The following is a 21,809-nucleotide window of genomic DNA, read 5'->3' on the forward strand; positions in this document are numbered from 1 at the left end:
AAGTTGTCAGGAAATTAAGCAATAGATAGTAACCACGCCATAGAAGATAACTTAAAATTCAACCATAAAACATGATAATAGTCGGTTGCAGTTGTAAATGTTAACGGTGAAATACCATTGAGTGACTGTTGCATAGATTCAGGCAGATCAGACTGTTTTTTACACCAATCTGAAAATAACGCCAACATTGCTGGCATAGTAATTGTCGGTGGTGTTGGGTTAGCAAAAATGGCTTCTTCTAATGCTTGTATTGCACTTAACCATTTCGTGAGTTGCTGAGCAGTTGTATCACTAGGAGAAAGGTTCACCACACTCAACGATAAAGCAGGTTTATCTTTCGCTAAATAATAACCTCGAGCTGCTTTACTGCGAGAAGCTAGGCGCAATCCCCCCTTTTCACCTAAATAAGTTGCTAATGCGATAACATCTGACACATCGCCTTTTTTAAGCTCTAACTCGAACTCTTCAATCGGCAACTCGTATTGATGAGTACGAATAGCACCTTTATCTAATACCACTTCAATTTGGCTATTTTGAAAATCCACCAGCCAGATTTCGCGATAAAAATCGGTATTAAACAGCACATTGAGTTGTGTTTCTAATAGGGTTAAATCTGTATTTTCAGGCCAGATTTCTGCTGGAAAGCGCGCTAAATCTAATTTAGGTTGCTCTAATTTCACGTTATACTCTGGACGTTGATGCAAACCTGCAACCACTTTACCTGCGGTTTTAATTGTCATTTCATAACTTTCATCAACACCACGAATACGCAATCCCATATCCCAACGACGAATTTGATTATCTGTCGTCTCAAAGTAAAGATTAGTCAGCTTTTTGGGTGCAGAGTGTTGATGAGGTAGAGTCAGAATGCGCTGAATAATGTGAGGAATAGCGGCAGGTATAGCACTCATTTTGAGTTCAGTTTCTAATTGGCTCATTCTATTTCCCTTAAGTAAATCAATTGATTAGTAAAATATTTGACGCATTTTCATTTTGCAAGTGATAGCCTAATAACAATAATGAATAAAAGGCAGATTATCCCTATATTCTACCAGTTAAGAGTGTTCTCATTCTGGTTTACTATTTGCTTACGCAAACTTTACTCTTTAGTATCAGTAAAAATATTCTCTTGTATAGATAAAAAAGTTGAAAACATAATGCGAAAATTACCCTTACTTTTTATTTCCTTACTTGGCTTAGGTGTTTCTCTGAGCTCACACGCAGAAACTCGCTATGTTTCCGATGAATTATCCACTTATGTGCATAGTGGACCAGGAAATCAGTATCGAATTGTTGGCTCTTTAAATTCAGGTTCAACCGTTACTGTCATTTCTCGCAATGCGGCAACAGGTTATGTACAAATTAAAGATGATAAAGATCGTACTGTCTGGTTACCAGAAAACCAACTAAGTGCCCAACCAAGTATGCGTACTCGTATTCCTGCTATGGAAAAAGAGATCCAAACACTACGCGATAAACTAGCGAATATCGACCAAAGTTGGAATCAACGTACTATAGATATGCAAAACAAAGTCTCAAACAGCGATGACATAATCAACGGTTTGAAAAAAGAAAATGAACAGATGAGAACAAAACTTGCTGTTGCTGAGAAAAAACTTGATTTCGCTAATCAACAGTTAGATGACCGACAACGTGACATCATCTTACAGTGGTTTATGTATGGTGGTGGTGTTGCTGGTGCGGGTCTTATTTTTGGCCTAATCCTTCCACATATCATTCCTCGTCGTCGTAAACGCAACGATCGTTGGATGAACTAATATTCAGCCAAAGGAACAGTGATCCCGTGAATATATACCTTGTTGGTGGTGCTGTGCGCGACCAACTATTGCAGATGCCAGTAAAAGACAGAGATTGGGTTGTTGTTGGTGCAACACCTCAAATGCTGTTACAACAAGGCTATCAACAAGTAGGCAAAGATTTTCCTGTCTTTCTTCATCCAGATACTCATGAAGAGTATGCCCTTGCGCGTACAGAACGAAAATCAGGCTCAGGTTACACGGGTTTCACTTGTTATGCAGCGCCAGATGTCACGTTAGAAGACGATCTCGCACGTCGTGATCTCACCATTAATGCTATTGCTTATTCTGCTAATGGTGAATATGTCGATCCTTACCATGGCATAGATGATATTCATGCGAGACAACTTCGTCATGTCTCTGAAGCATTTTCAGAAGATCCTTTAAGAGTTTTGCGGGTTGCACGTTTTGCTGCACGATTTGCACCTTTAGGATTTAGAGTTGCACCTGAAACACTGCAATTAATGAAAACAATGGCACAAAGTGGCGAGCTAAATGCGCTGACGGCTGAACGTGTTTGGAAAGAAACAGAAAAAGCCCTTGAGAGCCCCGCGCCTCAAGTCTATTTTGAAGTTCTACGTCAATGTGGTGCTTTAAGTGTTCTTTTTCCTGAAATTGATGCTTTGTTTGGTGTTCCTGCGCCTGAAAAATGGCACCCAGAAATCGATACAGGCATTCATGCCATGATGGTACTCAATATCGCTAGCCAATTAACCGACGATATTGCGGTACGCTTTAGCGCCTTATGCCATGATTTGGGAAAAGGATTAACACCTCCTGAAAATTGGCCTCATCACCATGGACATGGCCCTGCCGGTGTTCCTTTAGTTGAAGCCTTATGCCAACGTTATCGTATTCCTAATCATATTCGTGATTTGGCACGCCTAACGGCAAGGTTTCATGATCATATCCATCGTATTGATAGAATGCGCCCTTCAAAAATAATCCGCTTACTTGATGCTATTGACGCATGGCGAAAACCTGAACGTGTTGAGCAATTAGCGATGGTGAGTGAAGCGGACGCCAGAGGACGAAAAGGATTAGAAAATCTCGTTTATCCACAACGCGCGTTTCTTTGCCAAGCTTTCGCAATTGCAAATAATGTGGATATTAAGCCAATTATTGAAAGTGGATTAAAAGGTAGTGCAATACGAGATGCGCTAACCAAGCAACGAGAAGTCGCGATTATAAAATGGAAATCACGACTTAATCAGGATCAGCTCTAATTAAGCTTTACGCTCAATAATTACACCCACATTTTTGGCTTGTGCAACAGCCCCAGGTTTCGCTAATTTAATTTTTACTCTAGGTACAGCAAATTGAGTTATCAATAGCTGTGCCACTTCTTCTGCTACACGTTCAACTAACTCAAAACGTCGGGTCTCAACATAGTCAATGATTGCATTACTCACACTGGCATAATCTAAACAATGAACCACATCATCGGTTTGGGATGCGCGTTTGTTATCCCATTCCATTTCGATATCGAACACTAATTTTTGTTTTATGGTTTTTTCCCAATCATAAACACCGATTGTGGTTATTACTGATAATTGCTCAATAAATACGATATCCATCACGTCATCTCTTATTTTTTTCTGCTCATCGGATACCACTTCCGATGAAATATGCGTATTATCCATACATGCCTAACGAACTTACATAAACATTGGAGAATACAAATGAGTGCTAACGCACTTGGAATGATCATCTTCGCCTACTTGTGCGGCTCAATCTCCAGCGCGATATTGATTTGCCGACTGGCAAGACTACCTGATCCAAGAAAATTTGGCTCTGGCAATCCCGGAGCGACCAACGTCCTACGTATTGGTGGAAAAGCGGCCGCAGCGGCAGTGCTTATCTGTGACGTCCTAAAAGGGATGCTCCCTGTTTGGCTCGCCTACTACTTAAATGTGCCTCCTTTTTACCTCGGCATTGTGGCAATCGCAGCTTGCCTTGGGCATATCTACCCTGTTTTCTTCCACTTTAAAGGCGGAAAAGGCGTTGCCACTGCATTTGGTGCTATTGCTGCCATTGGTTGGGATTTAAGTGGTCTTATTGCAGGAACATGGTTACTCACCGTCTTACTGAGTGGCTATTCATCACTTGGCGCGATCATCAGCGCACTACTTGCCCCTTTTTACGTTTGGTGGTTTAAACCAGAATTCACTTATCCCGTCGCGTTATTATCATGTCTTGTACTTTACCGTCATCATGACAATATTCAACGTTTATGGCGTGGTCAAGAAAGCCGGATCTGGCACAAATTGAAAAAGAAAACCGAAAAAACGGAAAAAGAGATCATTCAAGAAGCGAAAGAGCAAGAAAAAGAAGATTAATTAACGTCTGTTTAAAATTTGAATTGAAAAAAGAAAAGCCACTTATAAAGTGGCTTTTCTTTTGCAAATATCGAGTGTCAAATTAGAAATAGACACTTTACAATGCATTATTTATTTTCAAGGGCAGGCAATTCAGCTAAAGGCCAGCGAGGTCTTACAGTCACACTTAATGGGCCTTCTGTACCGCCTTTAAAGCGGATCATCCCCGCTAATGCAATCATTGCACCATTATCAGTACACAGTTCAGGGCGCGCATAAAAAACTTCGCCACCTAATTGCTTCATCACGGTTTCCATTTTCGCACGTAATGTCCGGTTAGCACTTACACCACCCGCCATCACTAAACGTTTAAAGCCCGTTTGTTCTAAAGCTCTACGACATTTTATCGCTAGCGTATCAACAACAGCATCTTCAAATGCCCGTGCGATATCAGCGCGAGTTTGGTCTGAATCGTCATTTTGACGAATAGTATTAGCAGCAAAGGTTTTTAAACCAGAGAAACTAAAGTCAAGCCCCGGTCTGTCAGTCATTGGACGAGGAAAAACAAATCGACCTTCTGTGCCTTGTTGCGCCATTTTCGATAAAACAGGACCGCCGGGATAATCTAATCCTAACAATTTTGCTGTTTTATCAAAAGCTTCACCGGCAGCATCATCGATAGATTCACCTAATAAAGTGTATTCGCCAATTCCTGTCACACTGATTAATTGTGTATGACCGCCAGAAACCAAAAGTGCCACAAACGGAAACTCAGGTGTTTTCTCTTCAAGCATTGGAGCCAATAAATGGCCTTCCATATGATGAACAGGAATAGCTGGAACATCCCATGCAAAAGCTAACGAGCGTCCAATTGTTGCGCCTACAAGCAAAGCGCCAACAAGACCGGGTCCCGCTGTATAAGCAACCGCATCAATATCTTGTGCCGTAAGATTTGCTTCTTTCAGTGCCGCTTGAATAAGAGGTACTGTTTTACGGATATGATCCCGTGAAGCAAGTTCAGGAACTACACCACCATAATCGGCGTGTAGTTTAATTTGGCTATAAAGTTGATTCGCTAATAGACCGGCTTTATCATCGTAAATTGCGATACCGGTTTCATCGCAAGATGTTTCAATACCTAAAACTCGCATGACGCTTCCAAATTCTTCTTCGCGGACTCGCGTAATAAATCGATTGTACCATTATTTCGGTGATTTTATACGCCTTCAGCACATCTTTTACATACCAGCATGTGACAAATTCCTTTTTCTGTTCTATAATTATCCACCTATTTTAAGTGATTTAAATGTGTGGTTAGCGACTTTCGCTTTTTGTGGTCTCCCAAAAAAGACACAAAAGTGAGAGTTTGCGTTTCAATTTTGTGCATCTCTTTACAAAGTGCCCTGCTTTGAAGTAAAATTCCGCACCATTTTAAATGTCGGCTGGCTTAAATAATGCCAGCGCAAACCGATTTCTATTGAGGTGAGAGGCACATGCCGGTAATCAAAGTACGTGAAAACGAGCCATTTGACGTTGCTCTTCGTCGTTTCAAACGCTCTTGTGAAAAAGCAGGCGTATTAGCAGAAGTTCGTCGTCGTGAGTTTTATGAAAAACCAACGACTGAACGTAAACGCGCTAAAGCATCAGCAGTAAAACGTCACGCTAAAAAATTAGCTCGCGAAAACGCACGTCGTACTCGTCTGTACTAATATTTTGCGGCTTATACCGCAACATATGCAGACACTGTAGTCGCAGTTAAAGGCCGTGCTTTCTTCTGAGAGCGCGGCTTATTCTCGTTCAACAACAGGCGTAAAAGGGCTTATGGCTGGACGAATTCCACGTTCATTTATCAATGATTTGCTTGCTCGAACCGATATCATCGATCTTATCGACGCTCGCGTGCCGTTAAAAAAACAAGGCAAAAATCATTCAGCGTGTTGTCCGTTTCATAATGAAAAAACGCCCTCTTTCACAGTAAATAGCGACAAACAGTTTTATCACTGTTTTGGTTGCGGCGCGCATGGCAATGCTATTGATTTTTTGATGAATTACGACAGGCTTGATTTTGTCGAAACCATTGAAGAGTTAGCAGCAATGCATGGGTTAGAAGTTCCTTATGAATCAGGAACAGGCAGTAGCCCTATTGAACGACATATAAGACAAAATCTCTATCAAGTGATGGAGAAGTTGAATCAGTATTATAGTAGCGCTCTCAATAAACCTGATGCACAAGAAGCAAGAAACTATCTCGCGCATCGAGGTCTTAGTGAAGAGATTATTACCCGTTTCTCTATTGGATTTGTGCCAACTGGTTGGGATAATGCCCTAAAACGTTTTGGTCAAAGTGCCGATAATAAAGCCTTACTTCTTGAAGCGGGTATGGTAATAACTAACGATAATGGCCGCACTTATGATCGTTTTCGCCAACGAGTCATGTTTCCTATCCGAGATAGACGTGGCCGTGTTATTGCCTTCGGAGGGCGAGTGTTAGGTGATGATTTACCTAAATACTTAAACTCACCAGAAACAGAGATATTCCATAAAGGTCGCCAACTTTACGGACTTTATGAAGCGCAACAATCTAATAATAACGTCACAAAGCTATTAGTTGTTGAAGGTTATATGGATGTTGTGGCATTAGCGCAGTTTGGTATTGATTATGCCGTTGCCTCATTAGGAACCTCCACTACAGCAGAACATATCCAGTTGCTCTTTCGGACAACGGATAACATTATTTGCTGCTATGATGGAGATAGAGCTGGTCGTGATGCCGCATGGCGAGCATTAGAAACCGCCCTTCCTTTTTTAAATGATGGTCGCTCTTTACGTTTTATGTTTTTACCCGAAGGTGATGATCCTGATTCATTGGTTCGTCGTGAAGGTAAAGACGCTTTTGAAAAACGTATGGAACAAGCACATTCATTATCAGAATTTTTGTTTGATTCACTCGTTCCGCAAGTGGATCTGAGTACTCAAGAAGGCAATGGTAAGCTATATAGTTTAGCCAGACCATTAATAGATAAGATCCCAAGTGAAACTTTACGTCTATATTTATTAAGAGAGCTTGGAAGCTTAACGGGAAATCCCGATATTGAGCAAATGGATCGTTTATTTGGTAAAACACCGGTTAATCACGAGTTGTCGTATCAACCGACAAAATTACGCACTACACCAATGCGTATATTGATTGCCTTATTGATACAAAACCCAGAGTTCTCTAAATTAGTGCCCCCTCTCGAGGGATTAAGTACAGAAAAAATTGCAGGTCTATCGCTTTTTATTGAGTTAGTTTCCGTTTGCCAAGCACAACCGGGCCTAAATACAGGACAGATTATCGAACTCTATAGAGAGAATAAATTCGGTAAACAGCTTGAAAAATTGGCAATGTGGAACGATATAGATATAGATGAGATTGCAGAGAAAACCTTTACAGACACGTTAGATCATCTTTTTTTAACCGCAATGGATGAACGTTTAAACGCGCTTATTGCGAAAGAGAGAACAGAAGGCCTAACGCAAGATGAACGCGAAGAAGTCCAATTGATAATACAGGCACGCGTTAAAAAGTAAACACAAAATTAAGATTAAAAACACGGCTTAATTGCCGCTATCGGTAGGTACTAAAAACCTACATTTGCTACGCTGAGGGGACCGTAGCAATCGACAATGAAAATGCCCCTCCGTAGTTATTGTTGGCTGAACAGTTATCGCCGACCGACACCAACCCAAATTACTTTGAAGTGTGGATACCGTCTTATGGAGCAAAACCCGCAGTCACAGCTGAAGCTACTTGTTACTAAAGGTAAGGAGCAAGGCTACCTGACCTATGCTGAGGTCAATGACCATCTGCCGGAAGATATCGTCGATTCAGATCAAATCGAAGACATCATCCAGATGATTAACGACATGGGCATTCAGGTTATGGAAGAAGCACCTGACGCCGATGATCTGATGCTGGCAGAAAATTCAAATGATACTGATGATGATGCTGCAGAAGCCGCAGCTCAGGTACTTTCTAGTGTAGAATCTGAGATTGGCCGTACAACCGACCCTGTCCGTATGTATATGCGAGAAATGGGAACAGTTGAACTGCTCACCCGGGAAGGTGAAATTGATATCGCAAAACGCATTGAAGATGGTATTAACCAAGTTCAATGTTCCGTTGCAGAATATCCTGAAGCAATTACTTATCTTCTTGAACAGTATGATCGCGTTGAAGCTGGCGAAGCACGTCTTTCAGACTTAATTACTGCGTTTATTGACCCTAATGCCGAAGAAATGGCAGAAAGTGAAGATGTCAATTTAGACAAAGATGATGATGACGTTGACAATAGTGATGAAGACGAAGATGAAGACGAAGATGAAGATAGCGACAATGACAGCGATAGCGATGATGATAACAGCATCGATCCTGAATTAGCGCGTCAGAAATTTACTGAGCTTCGTGAGCAATACGAAAAAACTCGCCAAACTATCAAGGCGAAAGGTCGTAACCACAAAGATACAGAGCTTGAAATCTTATTGTTATCTGAAATTTTCAAACAGTTCCGCTTAGTACCAAAACAGTTTGATTATCTGGTTAACAATATGCGTGAAATGATGGACAGAGTTCGTGCTCAAGAACGTCACATCATGCGTCTTTGTGTTGATCAAGTTAAGATGCCAAAGAAAAACTTCATTACTTTGTTTACAGGTAACGAAACCAATGACACATGGTTCACTGCTGCTCGTGCAATGAATAAGCCTTGGTCTGAAAAACTGGCAGGTATTGAAGAAGAAGTACAACGCAGTTTACAAAAGCTGCAACAAATTGAAGTTGAAACTGGACTGACAATCGAACAGGTTAAAGATATTAACCGTCGTATGTCTATCGGTGAAGCCAAAGCACGTCGTGCGAAAAAAGAGATGGTCGAAGCGAACTTACGTCTCGTTATCTCTATCGCGAAAAAATATACCAACCGTGGCTTGCAGTTCCTTGACCTAATTCAGGAAGGGAATATTGGTCTGATGAAAGCGGTTGATAAATTTGAATACCGTCGTGGTTATAAGTTCTCAACTTATGCAACATGGTGGATCCGTCAGGCAATTACTCGTTCAATCGCTGATCAGGCGCGTACAATCCGTATCCCTGTTCACATGATCGAAACGATTAATAAACTGAACCGTATCTCTCGCCAAATGTTGCAAGAGATGGGACGTGAACCTTCACCAGAAGAGCTTGCAGAGCGCATGCTGATGCCTGAAGACAAGATCCGTAAGGTACTGAAAATCGCTAAAGAACCAATCTCCATGGAAACCCCAATCGGTGACGATGAAGATTCACATTTAGGCGATTTTATCGAGGATACGACTCTCGAATTACCACTGGATTCTGCAACATCAGAAAGCTTACGTTCAGCAACTCACGAAGTGTTAGCTGGCTTAACATTACGTGAAGCGAAAGTCCTGCGTATGCGTTTCGGTATCGATATGAATACCGACCATACCTTGGAAGAAGTGGGTAAACAGTTTGATGTTACCCGTGAACGTATTCGTCAGATTGAAGCGAAGGCACTGCGTAAATTACGCCATCCAAGCCGTTCTGAGGTACTACGTAGCTTCCTTGACGAGTAATCAACTTACTTTTCAATAAAAGTTATAATAGACGCCTGTGATATCACAGGCGTTTTTTTATGGAATTTTGAAACAGTATCCACACACGATGTAAGCTACAATAGACTTCATCTACATATATTTATAAAAAATAGCCTTATTATTTATATTATTGTACCTATATGTAAGCTTACCCATTAGTCATTACACTATGTTATTGATATCACTGTTATTCTCTGTTTTATTTTTTTATTGTTTAGATTGAACAGAATTTGCGCATACAGTCATTCAAAGGCTAGACCTAGTGCCAAATGGCACGTATAATCACACTCCATTAAGGCCCCTTAGCTCAGTTGGTTAGAGCAGTCGACTCATAATCGATTGGTCACTGGTTCAAGTCCAGTAGGGGCCACCAAATTTTAGCTGTTAAATCAGCGCATTAAGCCACTTCTTAGCAAGTGGCTTTTTTGTTTTTATAAACCGTTGCCCCATCAAATATCTTTAACTACGTTAATTTTTATCGGCCCCCTTTTTCTACACTTCAAGTTTTATCCTTTCATTAATAGAATATTAAAACTCGTTGCTCCTCAAAAATATTCCCCTCAGAAAAATAACATATTATATTTCTATTTATTTTCATCAGATAAAACTTTCAAAAACAAATTCGCATTGTAAATATTATTTTTACATTACAATATGTTAAAAAAAATATTTTAAAAACAACTTACCTCTGTATATTTAAATCACTTCCATTACTTAGATGTACATATTAAATCCAACAATGAACATCAATTATTTATTCAATGGAATTAACGACAATTACATATAAACACCATAAATATAGAGGTTATAAATGAAAAAATTACTTATTATTAGTCTTCTTTCCTTTTCATCATTTTCGCATGCCGGAACTAATTTTGACGGTTATTGCAAAAAATTAAATGGAAGTGTAAAAAATGGCAAAATTTCCAGCTTAACCGTTGTAACTAATAGTTATAACAATGGGGAAAAACCAGTATTAGCAGCCAATATAAAATTTGTCCCTAAAACGGGTGGCTCCTATCATTATGGTATTATGTACAATGCCACTACACTTTACGATATCGCTAAAGTTTCATTTCTGACACAGGCAGATATAGCCGTATGCGTCGGGGTAGAAAATGCTTTTCCTGGTAACGATGCCTTATATATGATTGGATTATCAAAACATTAATTACTCCAAAATAAAAAATTATGACTAAATAAAAAGAGAAATAACATAGCACTCTAAAGCATTTATAGAATAATAAGAGGTTATAATGAGAAAAATAATTTTAATTATATTATTTATTTTATTTAATATACAGCTATCATATGCAAGACCCGTAAGTAAAGTGTACAGAGCAGATTCAAGACCACCAGAGGAGGTATTTAAAAAAGGATTTGTTGCTTGGGGAAATAATATCAATTTTCATGCTCATGTAAATGGTGTTTCAGGGAGAAGAGGAAGTAAAGACTCTGCATTTATTCCTACGACATCAAGTTTTAAATCAAGTGAAAAATTCGCAAAAGATTTGCTCAATGTCTCAAGCGAAAATAAATCTTATATTTATAAGATAAGACCAACAAATAATTTTTATTCTGCACTTGATACCGTCTATTATTATCATGATCAAATTAAAGAACGTGTCAGTGATATACTCAGAACCGTATTAACTGAAGAACAAGAATATTCCGCATATATAAACATTCCAAATCAATTAATAGAGCTTGTCACTATCTACACAAAAATAGATAGTGATATTATTGAAGAAACAATTCCAAACCCTCATTATTCACCAGAAGAAACGCATTCATCTGATGAACCATATAAAGGTTATAACCCATTAAAGATAGATAATTTACCCCACCTTGTAATGGGATTATCTATGACTAATATAAACAATGAATTAGCAGAAGCATCCGCAGTGCTACCTTCTTCTTCATTCACATGGGGCTCTGTGCTAAGTACAGTTATGGAGGTGGCTGAAACATTATGATTAATAAATCAGATCAACTATGCATAAATTATTATATTAACAATAATTATATTTAATAATATAAATTTATCGTTCTGGTTCATACATACAGATATGAACCAGCTTTTTATCCTCTTTATTTTTCAAGAGAATTAATTAGCTTATTACTTCTTTTATTGAGATAATATTCCAAAAAATTTAAACCTCGTTTTATATCATTACTATTATGGTCATTCGTCCTAATCAACACGGGTTCTTGCGGTTATTTGATTGGCATGGTTCTGTGCTTTCAAAAATAATCTTTCGTTTATGCCTTAATGTTATCATGTCAATTATCGCTATTTTGATTTATCAATGGTATGAACAATTAGGAATACACTTAACAATTGCTCCTTTTAGTTTGTTAGGTATTGCCATTGCGATGTCTCTTGGTTTCAGAAATAATGCAAGCTATTAGCCCATTACCGATAACTGTAAGACCAGATAAACATTATAATTTACTCTGATTAACAGATAAATAATACCTATAGTTATAAGCGCTACGCAATATACCCAAGTACACGCTAATGAGAATAAAGGCACGGGAAATAAAAGCCAGCATCAAATGACGTTTCAAAAATAAAGCTCACTCTTATATCGCTATTAAAGTGAGCTTGTTTTAAATATAAACGTTAACCAGCTATTTCAATTATTAATATTGTTCTTTAATTTGAAAGACTGAAACTTTATCTGTTAAGTTTTGTGCTTTCTCATCTAAAATCATTGTTGACGTTGCGCCCTGTTCAACTAAAGCTGCATTCTGCTGAACAACAGAATCCATTTGGTTAATGGCAACTGCAATCTGTTCAATGCCCACTTTTTGCTCTTCTGATGCGATACTAATGCCCTGCATGATATCGCTAACTTTAGTAATAGAAGAAACGATGTCCTGCATATGCTCGCCCGTTCTATTCACTAATTCTCGACCATGAGCTACGTCAGCAACGGATTCTCTGATGATTTGATTAATTTCACGCGCAGCATCCGCACTTCTTGCTGCTAAATTTCTCACTTCTGTTGCAACAACAGTAAATCCGCGACCTTGTTCACCCGCACGCGCCGCTTCAACCGCTGCGTTTAATGCCAGAATATTAGTTTGGCTTGCAATGTTATTAACTACATCATTGATTTCAGCAACTTTTAATGTACCCACCTCGATTTTTTTCATCGAGTTAATGGCATCATTCATGATATTAGAACCATCAATCGCCAAATCACGTGTTTCTGCGGTGATGGAGTTGGCTAAAATCGCATTATCAGTATTATTCACTACCGCAATTTTAATCTCTTCCATACTTGCCGCTGTCTGTTGCAGAGCACTCGCTTGCTCTTCGGTACGAGAAGAGAGATCTTGGTTACCAGAAGCAATTTCTGCTGAGCCTTTTTTGATCTCTAATGCTTCTTCTTTAACTAGTTGAATAGTCGATGTTAGCGAGGTTTGCATCTCTCCCACATTAGAGAACAAGGTTCCAAACTCATCATTTCGTTTCTTAGGTAAAGTGAAACTTAAATCCCCCTCTCCCACTTTCTGCAAAATAGCTGATAGCGTATTCAAGTTAAAGATAAACGTTTTATTTACCCAACGAATAACGATATACAGAAGAACAAGAATGATCCCCAGGGCAATAATGGTTGTATAAATTGACAACTGCACCATCCAAGCTTGCTGTGCTTTAATATCATCATTCACACCTTTCGTGATCATAAGATATTCATCAAAAAGTTCAGATAGACGAGTAAAGTCGTTAGAGAGATTTGATTCTGTGTAATCTAGCGTATCAATAGGTGCAATAAGTTCATCTAGAAGATAATAGAATAACACTGAGAGCTGCTCTGAATTACGTTGAGCATCAGGGCTTATTTTCTTCACACCTACCCAATGAGTAATAGTCGCTTTTGATTTTGTCGCCAACTCTTTCGCTTCAGCAACAAGTGATTTAATAGTTTCTTGCTTATTTTCATCCGTCATGGTTTTCAACAACATTAAATAATTGACGTGAGAACGAATAGTCGCTAACTCATATCTTGCCTCTTGAACACTATTCAATCTGGTATTCAAAGAATCCAATGACGCAAAGTTTTCTTGCATTCTATAAATAAAAAATGACGACAAAACTGATGATAATAAGAAAATAGTTAATAGTATAATGGAACCTACTTTCGCTGATCTTTCAATACTCATGAAATAATCTTCCCCGATAATAAAATGATACAAATGCATTCATTTATCGGCACGAAATAGATTTTATTTACTCATTAATCAGAATTATCAATACAAACGATTAATACAGTTCTCCATCAATGATGGTAATCAGATTTTTATTCTTAAATTTAAGTATTAATCTAGATCATATACCGTTATGAAATAATATTTCAGTGTTATTAATTGATTAGCAATTAGGGATGAATTTTAATGAAAACTCAAAATCGATAAAAATTTTTAATTTCACAAAAATAGGGATCATCTCTTATAGATTAATAAATATTAAGTATTTTTACGATTTAGCTCATATATTTTAGATAAACAGTTTCTGAATATCTCTAAAAACAGAGTATATACACTTAGGATATCGCTAATGAAAAATTATTGTCACTTTTAGTAAAAGAGAGGAATAGATAAACACACAAATTGTTTTTAACCTCATATAGAGGAATAAATAAAACATTTAAGAAAACAAATAAAACATCATTGCAATTAATATTTTCAAAAAAAGGCCATCTACTTAGCATCAAACAACAAATTCTTCTTTATATGAATATATCCCACTATAATTACCCTATTAGACCAATTATTACTTTTCACTCTTTTAAATAAAAAAGTTGTTTTTACAATTTTTTTATAAAAACACATAACTCATTTTCATCATATCCCCCCATTTTTGATTTTATTCAGAGAATTCTTACGCTCTATAATTTTCATAAATACCCATAATCCGCGTAAAATACATTCCCTTACAATATCTAACTCTTTCATACAATTCATCTTATAAGGATGAAAAATGAAATATAAAATAACATATAACTTACTAAACGAGATTTTACACCCAAATAAAACTCACATAACGAATATCGCAATTAGTTTGTAATTTCATTAAATTACTTAACATATTGATATATCTATCACTTACTAAAACTTAAGTATAGCCTTACAATAATTACTCTCTTGATAGGAACGGCCTATTACAAAATGATATCGCATAGAGCAAACCATTTTTACCCATTAATTTATGTGTAATATAGTTATTCAAAATGAAATGGCTAATTTTAATATGTGATAACTTCTAAATATTAGACCTCATGTTATTGGAATTAATTTATGAACGATCTAGACACAAAAGTAGGCTTTTTTTTTAAGAAGGCTAGAAAAGAGAAGAAATTATCAGGTCGTGAACTGGCAAAAATAATTTCTGTTAGCCAACAACAAATATCCCGTTATGAAAATGGCAAAAATAGTATGTCACTTAGTTTAATAAACAAGCTACTTATTATTTTTGATAAATCATGGGATGATTTGAATCGTGAAGTAATAAGCACCTACAACGAAAAGGTGCCAAATACGCAATCAAAAAAAAGAGACTATGAATTTAGTGGTACTACTATTAGCCAGCTAAATTAAAAACAAACATTTAACAAAATTACGTAACATCACTATAAGTAATTAACCATGAAAATAAAATATTTAATTATGTTTTATTTTCATGAGCTATTAGCTTTATGAAGTTAGGGATGTTAGCAATCGACCAAACTATTATTTCGTATTAATAGATAATTATTAGGAAAATAAAAAACGCTTATTAAGTGTTTTTATTCGCCATGGATGGCTTTTATTTATTTTTACACTAATAGCTAGTCAAAAAAAATAAATTACTAAATATTATTTAAATGTTTAGCTATTTATTAAAACGTAGTCATCTAATATAAAACGAAGGAATTTAGAATGAAAAAATCTATCATTGGTGCATCTTTAGCAATGGCATTTGGTCTAATGGCTGGTAATGCAATTGCTGCTGATAATACTGGTACGATTACTTTTAATGGTGAATTAACTGATACTACTTGTAAAGTTGACATTGAAGGTCAAGGCCCTGATGCAACCATTACTCTACCAACAGTTAGTACTAACGTTTTACAAAATGCAGGTGAAGTGACTGGCCGTACTGCATTTAATATGAACCTTTCTGATTGTAAAGTAGGTGTGGCAGGTCATAGCACTGTTTCTGCATTCTTTGAAACTGGTGCAACAGTAGACCAAGCGACTGGTCGTTTGAAAAATATGGATGTTGCTGCAACTGGCGCAAAATTAGTCCAGTTACAACTGTTAGATGGAGCTAACTTTAACGCAATTAAAGTAGGTAACACATCTCAAGTAAATGATACTACTTATTATACAATTACTAATGATAAAGCCACCTTACCATACGCTGTAGAATACTACGCAATTGGTAAAACAGAGGCTGGTAAAGTAACAAGTAGCGTTGTTTATACTCTGCAATATAAATAATCGAAATAAACAGAGGGGAGTTTCTCCTCTCTGTTTGCTTTTTATTAATGGAATAAAGATAAATATGATAGCCCCTAAATTAATTAAAAGCTTTTTTTTTAGTTTATTATTAATCATTTCTACATGGGTAAACGCTGGTGTTATTATTAGCGGAACTCGTGTTATTTATAATGAAAATGAAAAAGAAGTCACAGTAAAAATTAGTAATGAAGGGAAAGTTCCTGTTTTAATTCAAAATTGGATTGATACTGGTGACGTTGATGCAAAACCTGAAAATATTCAAGTTCCTTTTGTATTAACTCCCCCTATATTTCGCATTGAGCCAGAAAAATCACAATCATTAAGAATTAGTTTTACGGGCGCTACAACATTACCTAAAGATAAAGAATCTATTTATTGGTTAAATGTATTAGAAATACCACCTAACGCAAATACGGAAATAGATAATAAATTACAAATTGCTTATCGTTCAAGAATAAAACTATTTTATCGTCCTGATGTACTAAAAGATAAAATAGGGGCAATTAATGCTGCGGAAGGCCTTCAATTTTCAGTTTCAGGTAACACTTTAAAAGTTATCAATAATGCCCCTTATTATGTTTCTTTAGTTTCTATTTCTCTTAATGGAAATGATAAACAACCTATTGATGGTGAATTAGTTCCGCCATTAGGTAGCCATGACTTTGCTATACCCAATGAGATATCTGCAAATACGGGAAATAAAGTCGTTTATCGATATGTAAACGATTGGGGTGCCATGAAGATAGTTGAATCAAAAATTTAATTCTCCAGTGACTTTATAAAATATACGGGAATACTCAAATGAGCAGTTATATTTTAAAAACTATTATAATATCTGCTAGTGCGACTTTTTTTCTAATCGCACCCTATACCTATGCAGAAAATATAACAGAGATCGAAAATAATAAATGGTTACCTAATGGCACTCCTGTATTATCGACCAATACGTCACCTTTATTACAAAATAATACTGCCTCATCAACAGAGAATAATGCGCCTTCCCATACAAATGGAATTAACTCACTCTCATTTAATCCTATTTTTATGAATACATCTCAAGGTGAGATTGATATCAGTCGTTTTGATAAAGAAAATACTTTCTTGCCGGGTACATGGAATGTTGAAATCTATGTCAACAGCCAATTTATGACAAGAACAACAGTCACCTTTAAAGATATGGCAAATGGCCAAGTATCGCCTTGTTTAACTAAAGATATCATTGGCTTAATAGGGTTTAAAAGTGACAAAATAACACCGCTATTAAAAAGTGCGTTAGAGCTACATGAATGCATTGCACTAACCGATTTTGTGCCCTCAACTGACGTAAACTATGACCACTCAGTTCAACGTTTAACGATCAACACACCACAAGCTCTTGTTGGTTATAAGCCCCGTGGTTATGTAAGTCCTTCACTTTGGGAACGAGGTATAAATGCGTTGTTAGTAAGCTATAACGCAAATTATTTTATGTCTCGTAACAACGGAACAAATTACAAATCAGCATTCGTTGGTGTTAATAGTAACCTAAATTTAGGCACATGGAGTTTCCATCACACTGGTAATTATTCATGGAATGAACAAAATGGCCATGACTACACATCAACTTATAATTATCTACAACGTATTATCACTACAATAAAAGGTGTCGTTCAAGTTGGTGATGTTCTTACGACAGGACAACTTTTTGATTCACAACCATTAAGAGGTATCCAACTCTTTAGTGATGAGAAAATGTTACCTGACTCACAGCGTGGCTTTGCGCCGACCATTCGTGGTGTCGCAAAATCCAATGCCCGAGTCATTATTCGCCAAGATGGGCGAGTGATCCATGAAATTACCGTACCGCCAGGTCCATTTGAAATTGATGACCTTTATCCATCAGGATATGGTGGTAACTTAGATGTCACCATTCAAGAATCGGATGGGTCACAACAAAACTTTAAAGTCTATTACGCTTCTGTTGTGCAGTTATTGCGTCCTGGGCAACATAACTATACGGTATCCGCTGGCCATTTAAACTCATCATCTGTTGACTATGATCCAACGTTATATCAAGCCACTTATCGTCGCGGATTAACTAATCTGATAACGGGTTATGCGGGTATACAGAGTACCGGTGCAGATTATTACGCACTTCAAGCTGGTTTTGCATTAAGCACGCCATTAGGAGCATTTTCTGCTGACATCACTCAAGCACGTTTGCATTTAAATACAACATCGTCAAAAGTGAATAGCGGACAAAGTTATCAAATCAGTTATAGCAAATTTATTCAAGATACTAATAGTAACCTGACGATTGCTGCTTATAAATTTAATACCGAAAAATTCTATGATTATAGCTCTGCCGTTCAAGCTATTAATGAAGAACGCTATGGGCGCAGTATCAACAATATTTGGCGTCCAAAAAGCCGCTTTAATGTCACGATTGATCAAGGTTTACCCGAAGGTTGGGGGACATTCTATGTCAGTGGATTTACACAAAACTACTGGAATAATGACACGACCGACTTGCAATACCAAATGGGTTACAACAACCGCTGGAAACGTCTCTCTTATGGCTTAAATGTCGGTCAAGCACGTAATGCCGATGGTAAAAAGGAGACATCGTTTGAATTGAACTTTATTTTACCACTCTATGATTTAAGTGTTGATCATATGCCGACCTTAACCGCAGCCTTAACACGTAATGGTCGAGGAGATGTAGGTGAGCGTATCGGGATCTCTGGATCTGCGGGTGAAAATAATCGTTATAACTACGGTATAACAGCAATGAATACAAACCATGGTGTTGGATCTAGCATGACCTTGAATGGTAGTGCAAAAACTAATTATACCAACTTAACAGCTAACTATGGTTTAGGTGAGCATTATCAAAATGGTTCGATCGGTGCTAGTGGTTCATTTATTGGCTGGTCTGGTGGCGTGGTAGCAACCCCTTATCAAGGCAATACCTTTGCGGTAGTTGAAGCTGATGGTGCTAAAGGTGCCAAAGTCAGTGGCTATCCAGGCATTGAAATCGATGGATTTGGTCATGCTGCTGTGCCTTATTTAACCCCATATCAAATGAATGACATCACGATTAACCCGAAAGGAATGTCAAATAATATCGAGCTACAAAATACGCAAGCGCGCGTTGCACCGTTTGAAGGTGCGATCACTAAAGTGGAGTTTAAAACTAATGCAGGTATCCCTCTGTTAATTACAATCCAACGTAATAACGGCGCTATTCCATTTGGTAGTGTCGCTTACGATGAACAGAACAATGAAGTGGGTAGTATAGGTCAGGGAGGACTTCTCTACGCCCGAGTTGAGAAAACGTCAGGTCGCTTAACCGTGAAATGGGGGCCAGGTGAAATACAGCAATGTACCATTAACTATAGTGCCCCAGCACCAGATAAAGATAATCAAAGTAGTTTTGTCCAACTTACCAGCGTATGTGGAGAATAAAGTATGAAGCCTATTATTAAAAACTTATTAGCCTTAATACTTCTACTTTTCCCTGTTGCGGAAGTAATGGCTAAATCAGATGTGACATGTACAGTAGATAAACCAACGCAACAATTACATATTACTGTAAGTGGTTCGGTTTTTTTAGGTCCTGACGCTCCTGTTGGTAGTGTCATTTACCAATCTTATGTTGATACAGCTCAATACTATTATAGCTATAACTGTAGTGCTGATCGTTCAAATCTTGATGATGTTTATCGATTTGTTATGACTGAATCAACTAAAATGCTCTCTATATCCGGCACTCCTGTTGTAGGAGCAGGGCTCCCAAGTAACGTATTTCAGACCAATTTACCAGGAGTTGGGATCCAATTTTATACTATGAAGGACAAAAATCGGTCCTTGAAAATTGGTGAAAGTGTAGATATGTCAGGCGAAGTAGTGCGTGAATTTAGTAAAGCCACTATTGGCGATAATGTTAATTCTGTTAACTACTGGTCTAAACCTTATCTATCTTTTGTTTTGATTAAAACAGGTCCAATAACACCAGGCAATGCGCAATTTACAGCGCGTAATCAAACTACTATACATATGCCAAACACAAGGCTTGATCACGTTATTGCACCTGATTTTCCATTTACTTTTTTTGATGTCTTTATTACGGGTAACGTAAATGTAATGTCATCAACCTGCCGAACACAAGATTATACAGTTAATCTTGGCTCTCATGAAACAACTACACTTCCAGCCAAAGGGAGTACAACTAAATGGATAAATTCCGATATTATATTAACCAATTGTCCTGCTTTTAGAGGTTATTATTCAGGAAGAAAAGGAAATATTATTTCAACTGAAGTTAAACAAACCTTTCCTGAACGCGATCCTAATGAGCTAAGAGTAACAATAAAGCCTGTTAATCCAACTATTCCTGAATATCCGGGAACTTTTAAAGTAAATGATGTACCGGGTGCAGCAAAAGGTGTAGGGATCCAACTTGCATTTGGTGATGTCGGTGAAGATTTTGTTAAATTTAATACGCCAACCGCCTTTGCACAGCCGATCACTGAAAAAGCGGGGGTCGTGAGTGTTCCATTACGAGCGCGCTATATTCGTGTTGATGACCGATTATCCGCAGGTTCCGCCAATGGTGCAGCGACCTTTATGATTGAATATTATTAATCCCTTATTCTGTTTGCCAACAGCCTAAAATCACACCTCTTAGCCTAAATCACTAAGAGGTGTTTTTTACGGCTCATTACTCTACTTCTCGTTATAAATGAGAAAAATCATTATTTATCAATAAATAAGGCTACCTCTATCTCATTTTTAGAACAATGATATAATAAGTAAAATATATTTTTCAAACTCTGATGATTTACGGAGCCTTACCCTGTATGCAACCCCAATTTGAAAACGCGAAAAACACCGTAAAAACGTTATCAGTGTTTGATTTTGATGGCACGCTAACCTATCACGACAGTTTTATTCCTTTTCTAAAATTCGCCTTTGGTAAACGTAAATTCTCACGCCGTTTAATTAAAATGGTATTACCGACATTACTTTGCTTTAGACGCAAGCTCACTCGTGATGAACTAAAAGAAGTGCTTATCAAAACCTTTCTAACCAATATTGATGAACAATGGTTAAAAGAAAAAGCAGAAGAATTTTGCGAACTTTATTGGACCAAATTGATGCGCCCTACTGGCTTATTCGCTGTTGCAGAAGAAGTGAATAGCAATGCTGAAGTGACGATTTGCTCGGCATCACCTGCTATGGTATTACAACCTTTTGCCAAGCGCTTAGGCATTAAACTGATAGGAACAACACTTGAAGTTGTTGATGGAAAGTTGACTGGTAAAATTATTGGTAATAACTGTCGTTGTGGTGAAAAAATAAAACGATTAGAAGCAGTATATGGGGACTTAGCACAATACCATTTAAGGGCTTGGGGAGATTCTCGTGGTGATCATGAATTGCTGTTTGCAGCGCAAGATCCTCATTGGCGTCACTTTCATACCGGTCGTCGTAAATCTAAAAATTCACCAATTAAAGTGACCGTAAAAAAAGAGTCTTAATC

At 37.4% G+C, this 21,809-nt stretch carries 18 protein-coding genes, 1 tRNA gene and 1 pseudogene; 16 read left to right on the plus strand and 4 right to left on the minus strand.

What is annotated here, in order from left to right:
* Window positions 1-14: 14 nt before the first annotated feature.
* Window positions 15-938: a CYTH domain-containing protein gene (locus NBG71_RS13405; protein WP_109419687.1), complete on the minus strand. Its 924-nt coding sequence runs from the start codon at window positions 936-938 to the stop codon at window positions 15-17.
* Window positions 939-1,157: 219 nt separating this feature from the next.
* Between NBG71_RS13405 and NBG71_RS13410 the strand changes: the two genes are divergently transcribed.
* Both NBG71_RS13410 and NBG71_RS13415 read left to right on the plus strand, forming a co-directional pair.
* On the plus strand, window positions 1,158-1,778 hold the full coding sequence (locus tag NBG71_RS13410) for a TIGR04211 family SH3 domain-containing protein (protein WP_075672898.1): 621 nt from the start codon (window positions 1,158-1,160) through the stop codon (window positions 1,776-1,778).
* 26 nt (window positions 1,779-1,804) lie between these two features.
* Window positions 1,805-3,043, plus strand: a complete 1,239-nt coding sequence (locus tag NBG71_RS13415; protein WP_099660219.1) for a multifunctional CCA addition/repair protein — start codon at window positions 1,805-1,807, stop codon at window positions 3,041-3,043.
* Here the strand turns inward: NBG71_RS13415 and folB are convergent, their stop codons facing one another.
* On the minus strand, window positions 3,044-3,394 hold the full coding sequence (folB, locus tag NBG71_RS13420) for a bifunctional dihydroneopterin aldolase/7,8-dihydroneopterin epimerase (RefSeq protein ID WP_075672896.1): 351 nt from the start codon (window positions 3,392-3,394) through the stop codon (window positions 3,044-3,046). It abuts the gene before it with no gap.
* A 105-nt stretch (window positions 3,395-3,499) separates the two neighbouring features.
* On the opposite strand from folB, the gene plsY reads away from it, so the two are divergent.
* A complete protein-coding gene (gene plsY, locus NBG71_RS13425) occupies window positions 3,500-4,156 on the plus strand; it encodes a glycerol-3-phosphate 1-O-acyltransferase PlsY (RefSeq protein WP_075672895.1) in 657 nt (218 codons plus the stop codon).
* A gap of 107 nt (window positions 4,157-4,263) precedes the next feature.
* Here plsY and tsaD read toward each other — a convergent pair whose 3' ends face one another.
* Entirely contained in the window at window positions 4,264-5,286 is a 1,023-nt protein-coding gene (tsaD, locus tag NBG71_RS13430; RefSeq protein WP_098941951.1) for a tRNA (adenosine(37)-N6)-threonylcarbamoyltransferase complex transferase subunit TsaD, read from the minus strand.
* Window positions 5,287-5,628: 342 nt separating this feature from the next.
* Between tsaD and rpsU the strand changes: the two genes are divergently transcribed.
* The 7 genes and pseudogenes from rpsU to NBG71_RS13465 all read left to right on the plus strand — a co-directional run.
* Window positions 5,629-5,844 carry a 30S ribosomal protein S21 gene (gene rpsU / locus NBG71_RS13435; protein WP_001144069.1) on the plus strand — a complete coding sequence of 72 codons (216 nt, stop codon included), beginning with the start codon at window positions 5,629-5,631 and terminating at the stop codon, window positions 5,842-5,844.
* A 112-nt stretch (window positions 5,845-5,956) separates the two neighbouring features.
* Window positions 5,957-7,705 (plus strand): DNA primase, encoded by a 1,749-nt coding sequence (gene dnaG / locus NBG71_RS13440; protein WP_075672893.1) that lies wholly within the window; start codon window positions 5,957-5,959, stop codon window positions 7,703-7,705.
* Window positions 7,706-7,891: 186 nt separating this feature from the next.
* Entirely contained in the window at window positions 7,892-9,748 is a 1,857-nt protein-coding gene (gene rpoD / locus NBG71_RS13445) for an RNA polymerase sigma factor RpoD (RefSeq protein WP_075672892.1), read from the plus strand.
* Between the two features lie 317 nt (window positions 9,749-10,065).
* Window positions 10,066-10,142 (plus strand) — tRNA-Ile (locus NBG71_RS13450).
* Between the two features lie 438 nt (window positions 10,143-10,580).
* On the plus strand, window positions 10,581-10,940 hold the full coding sequence (locus tag NBG71_RS13455; protein WP_075672891.1) for a hypothetical protein: 360 nt from the start codon (window positions 10,581-10,583) through the stop codon (window positions 10,938-10,940).
* Window positions 10,941-11,025: 85 nt separating this feature from the next.
* A complete protein-coding gene (locus tag NBG71_RS13460; RefSeq protein ID WP_075672890.1) occupies window positions 11,026-11,745 on the plus strand; it encodes a scabin-related ADP-ribosyltransferase in 720 nt (239 codons plus the stop codon).
* A gap of 205 nt (window positions 11,746-11,950) precedes the next feature.
* A pseudogene (locus NBG71_RS13465) lies at window positions 11,951-12,178 on the plus strand (bestrophin family protein); the annotation flags it as partial.
* Between the two features lie 237 nt (window positions 12,179-12,415).
* Here NBG71_RS13465 and NBG71_RS13470 read toward each other — a convergent pair.
* Complete coding sequence (locus tag NBG71_RS13470; RefSeq protein WP_075672889.1) at window positions 12,416-13,945, minus strand: methyl-accepting chemotaxis protein; 1,530 nt, start codon at window positions 13,943-13,945, stop codon at window positions 12,416-12,418.
* Between the two features lie 1,134 nt (window positions 13,946-15,079).
* Between NBG71_RS13470 and NBG71_RS13475 the strand changes: the two genes are divergently transcribed.
* From NBG71_RS13475 to NBG71_RS13500, 6 genes are all read left to right on the plus strand, one after another.
* Entirely contained in the window at window positions 15,080-15,379 is a 300-nt protein-coding gene (locus tag NBG71_RS13475) for a helix-turn-helix domain-containing protein (RefSeq protein WP_075672888.1), read from the plus strand.
* A gap of 321 nt (window positions 15,380-15,700) precedes the next feature.
* Window positions 15,701-16,264: a fimbrial protein gene (locus tag NBG71_RS13480; protein WP_075672887.1), complete on the plus strand. Its 564-nt coding sequence runs from the start codon at window positions 15,701-15,703 to the stop codon at window positions 16,262-16,264.
* A 64-nt stretch (window positions 16,265-16,328) separates the two neighbouring features.
* Window positions 16,329-17,048: a fimbrial biogenesis chaperone gene (locus NBG71_RS13485; RefSeq protein WP_250916923.1), complete on the plus strand. Its 720-nt coding sequence runs from the start codon at window positions 16,329-16,331 to the stop codon at window positions 17,046-17,048.
* A 38-nt stretch (window positions 17,049-17,086) separates the two neighbouring features.
* Window positions 17,087-19,732, plus strand: coding sequence for a fimbria/pilus outer membrane usher protein (locus NBG71_RS13490; RefSeq protein ID WP_250916924.1), 2,646 nt, complete (start codon window positions 17,087-17,089; stop codon window positions 19,730-19,732).
* Between the two features lie 3 nt (window positions 19,733-19,735).
* Window positions 19,736-20,911, plus strand: coding sequence for a fimbrial protein (locus NBG71_RS13495; RefSeq protein ID WP_219495429.1), 1,176 nt, complete (start codon window positions 19,736-19,738; stop codon window positions 20,909-20,911).
* Between the two features lie 215 nt (window positions 20,912-21,126).
* Complete coding sequence (locus NBG71_RS13500) at window positions 21,127-21,807, plus strand: HAD family hydrolase (protein ID WP_250916925.1); 681 nt, start codon at window positions 21,127-21,129, stop codon at window positions 21,805-21,807.
* Window positions 21,808-21,809: the final 2 nt, after the last annotated feature.

It is taken from the genome of Proteus sp. FZP2095 (assembly GCF_023701425.1).
In the GTDB taxonomy this organism is placed as follows: Bacteria; Pseudomonadota; Gammaproteobacteria; order Enterobacterales; family Enterobacteriaceae; genus Proteus; species Proteus cibarius.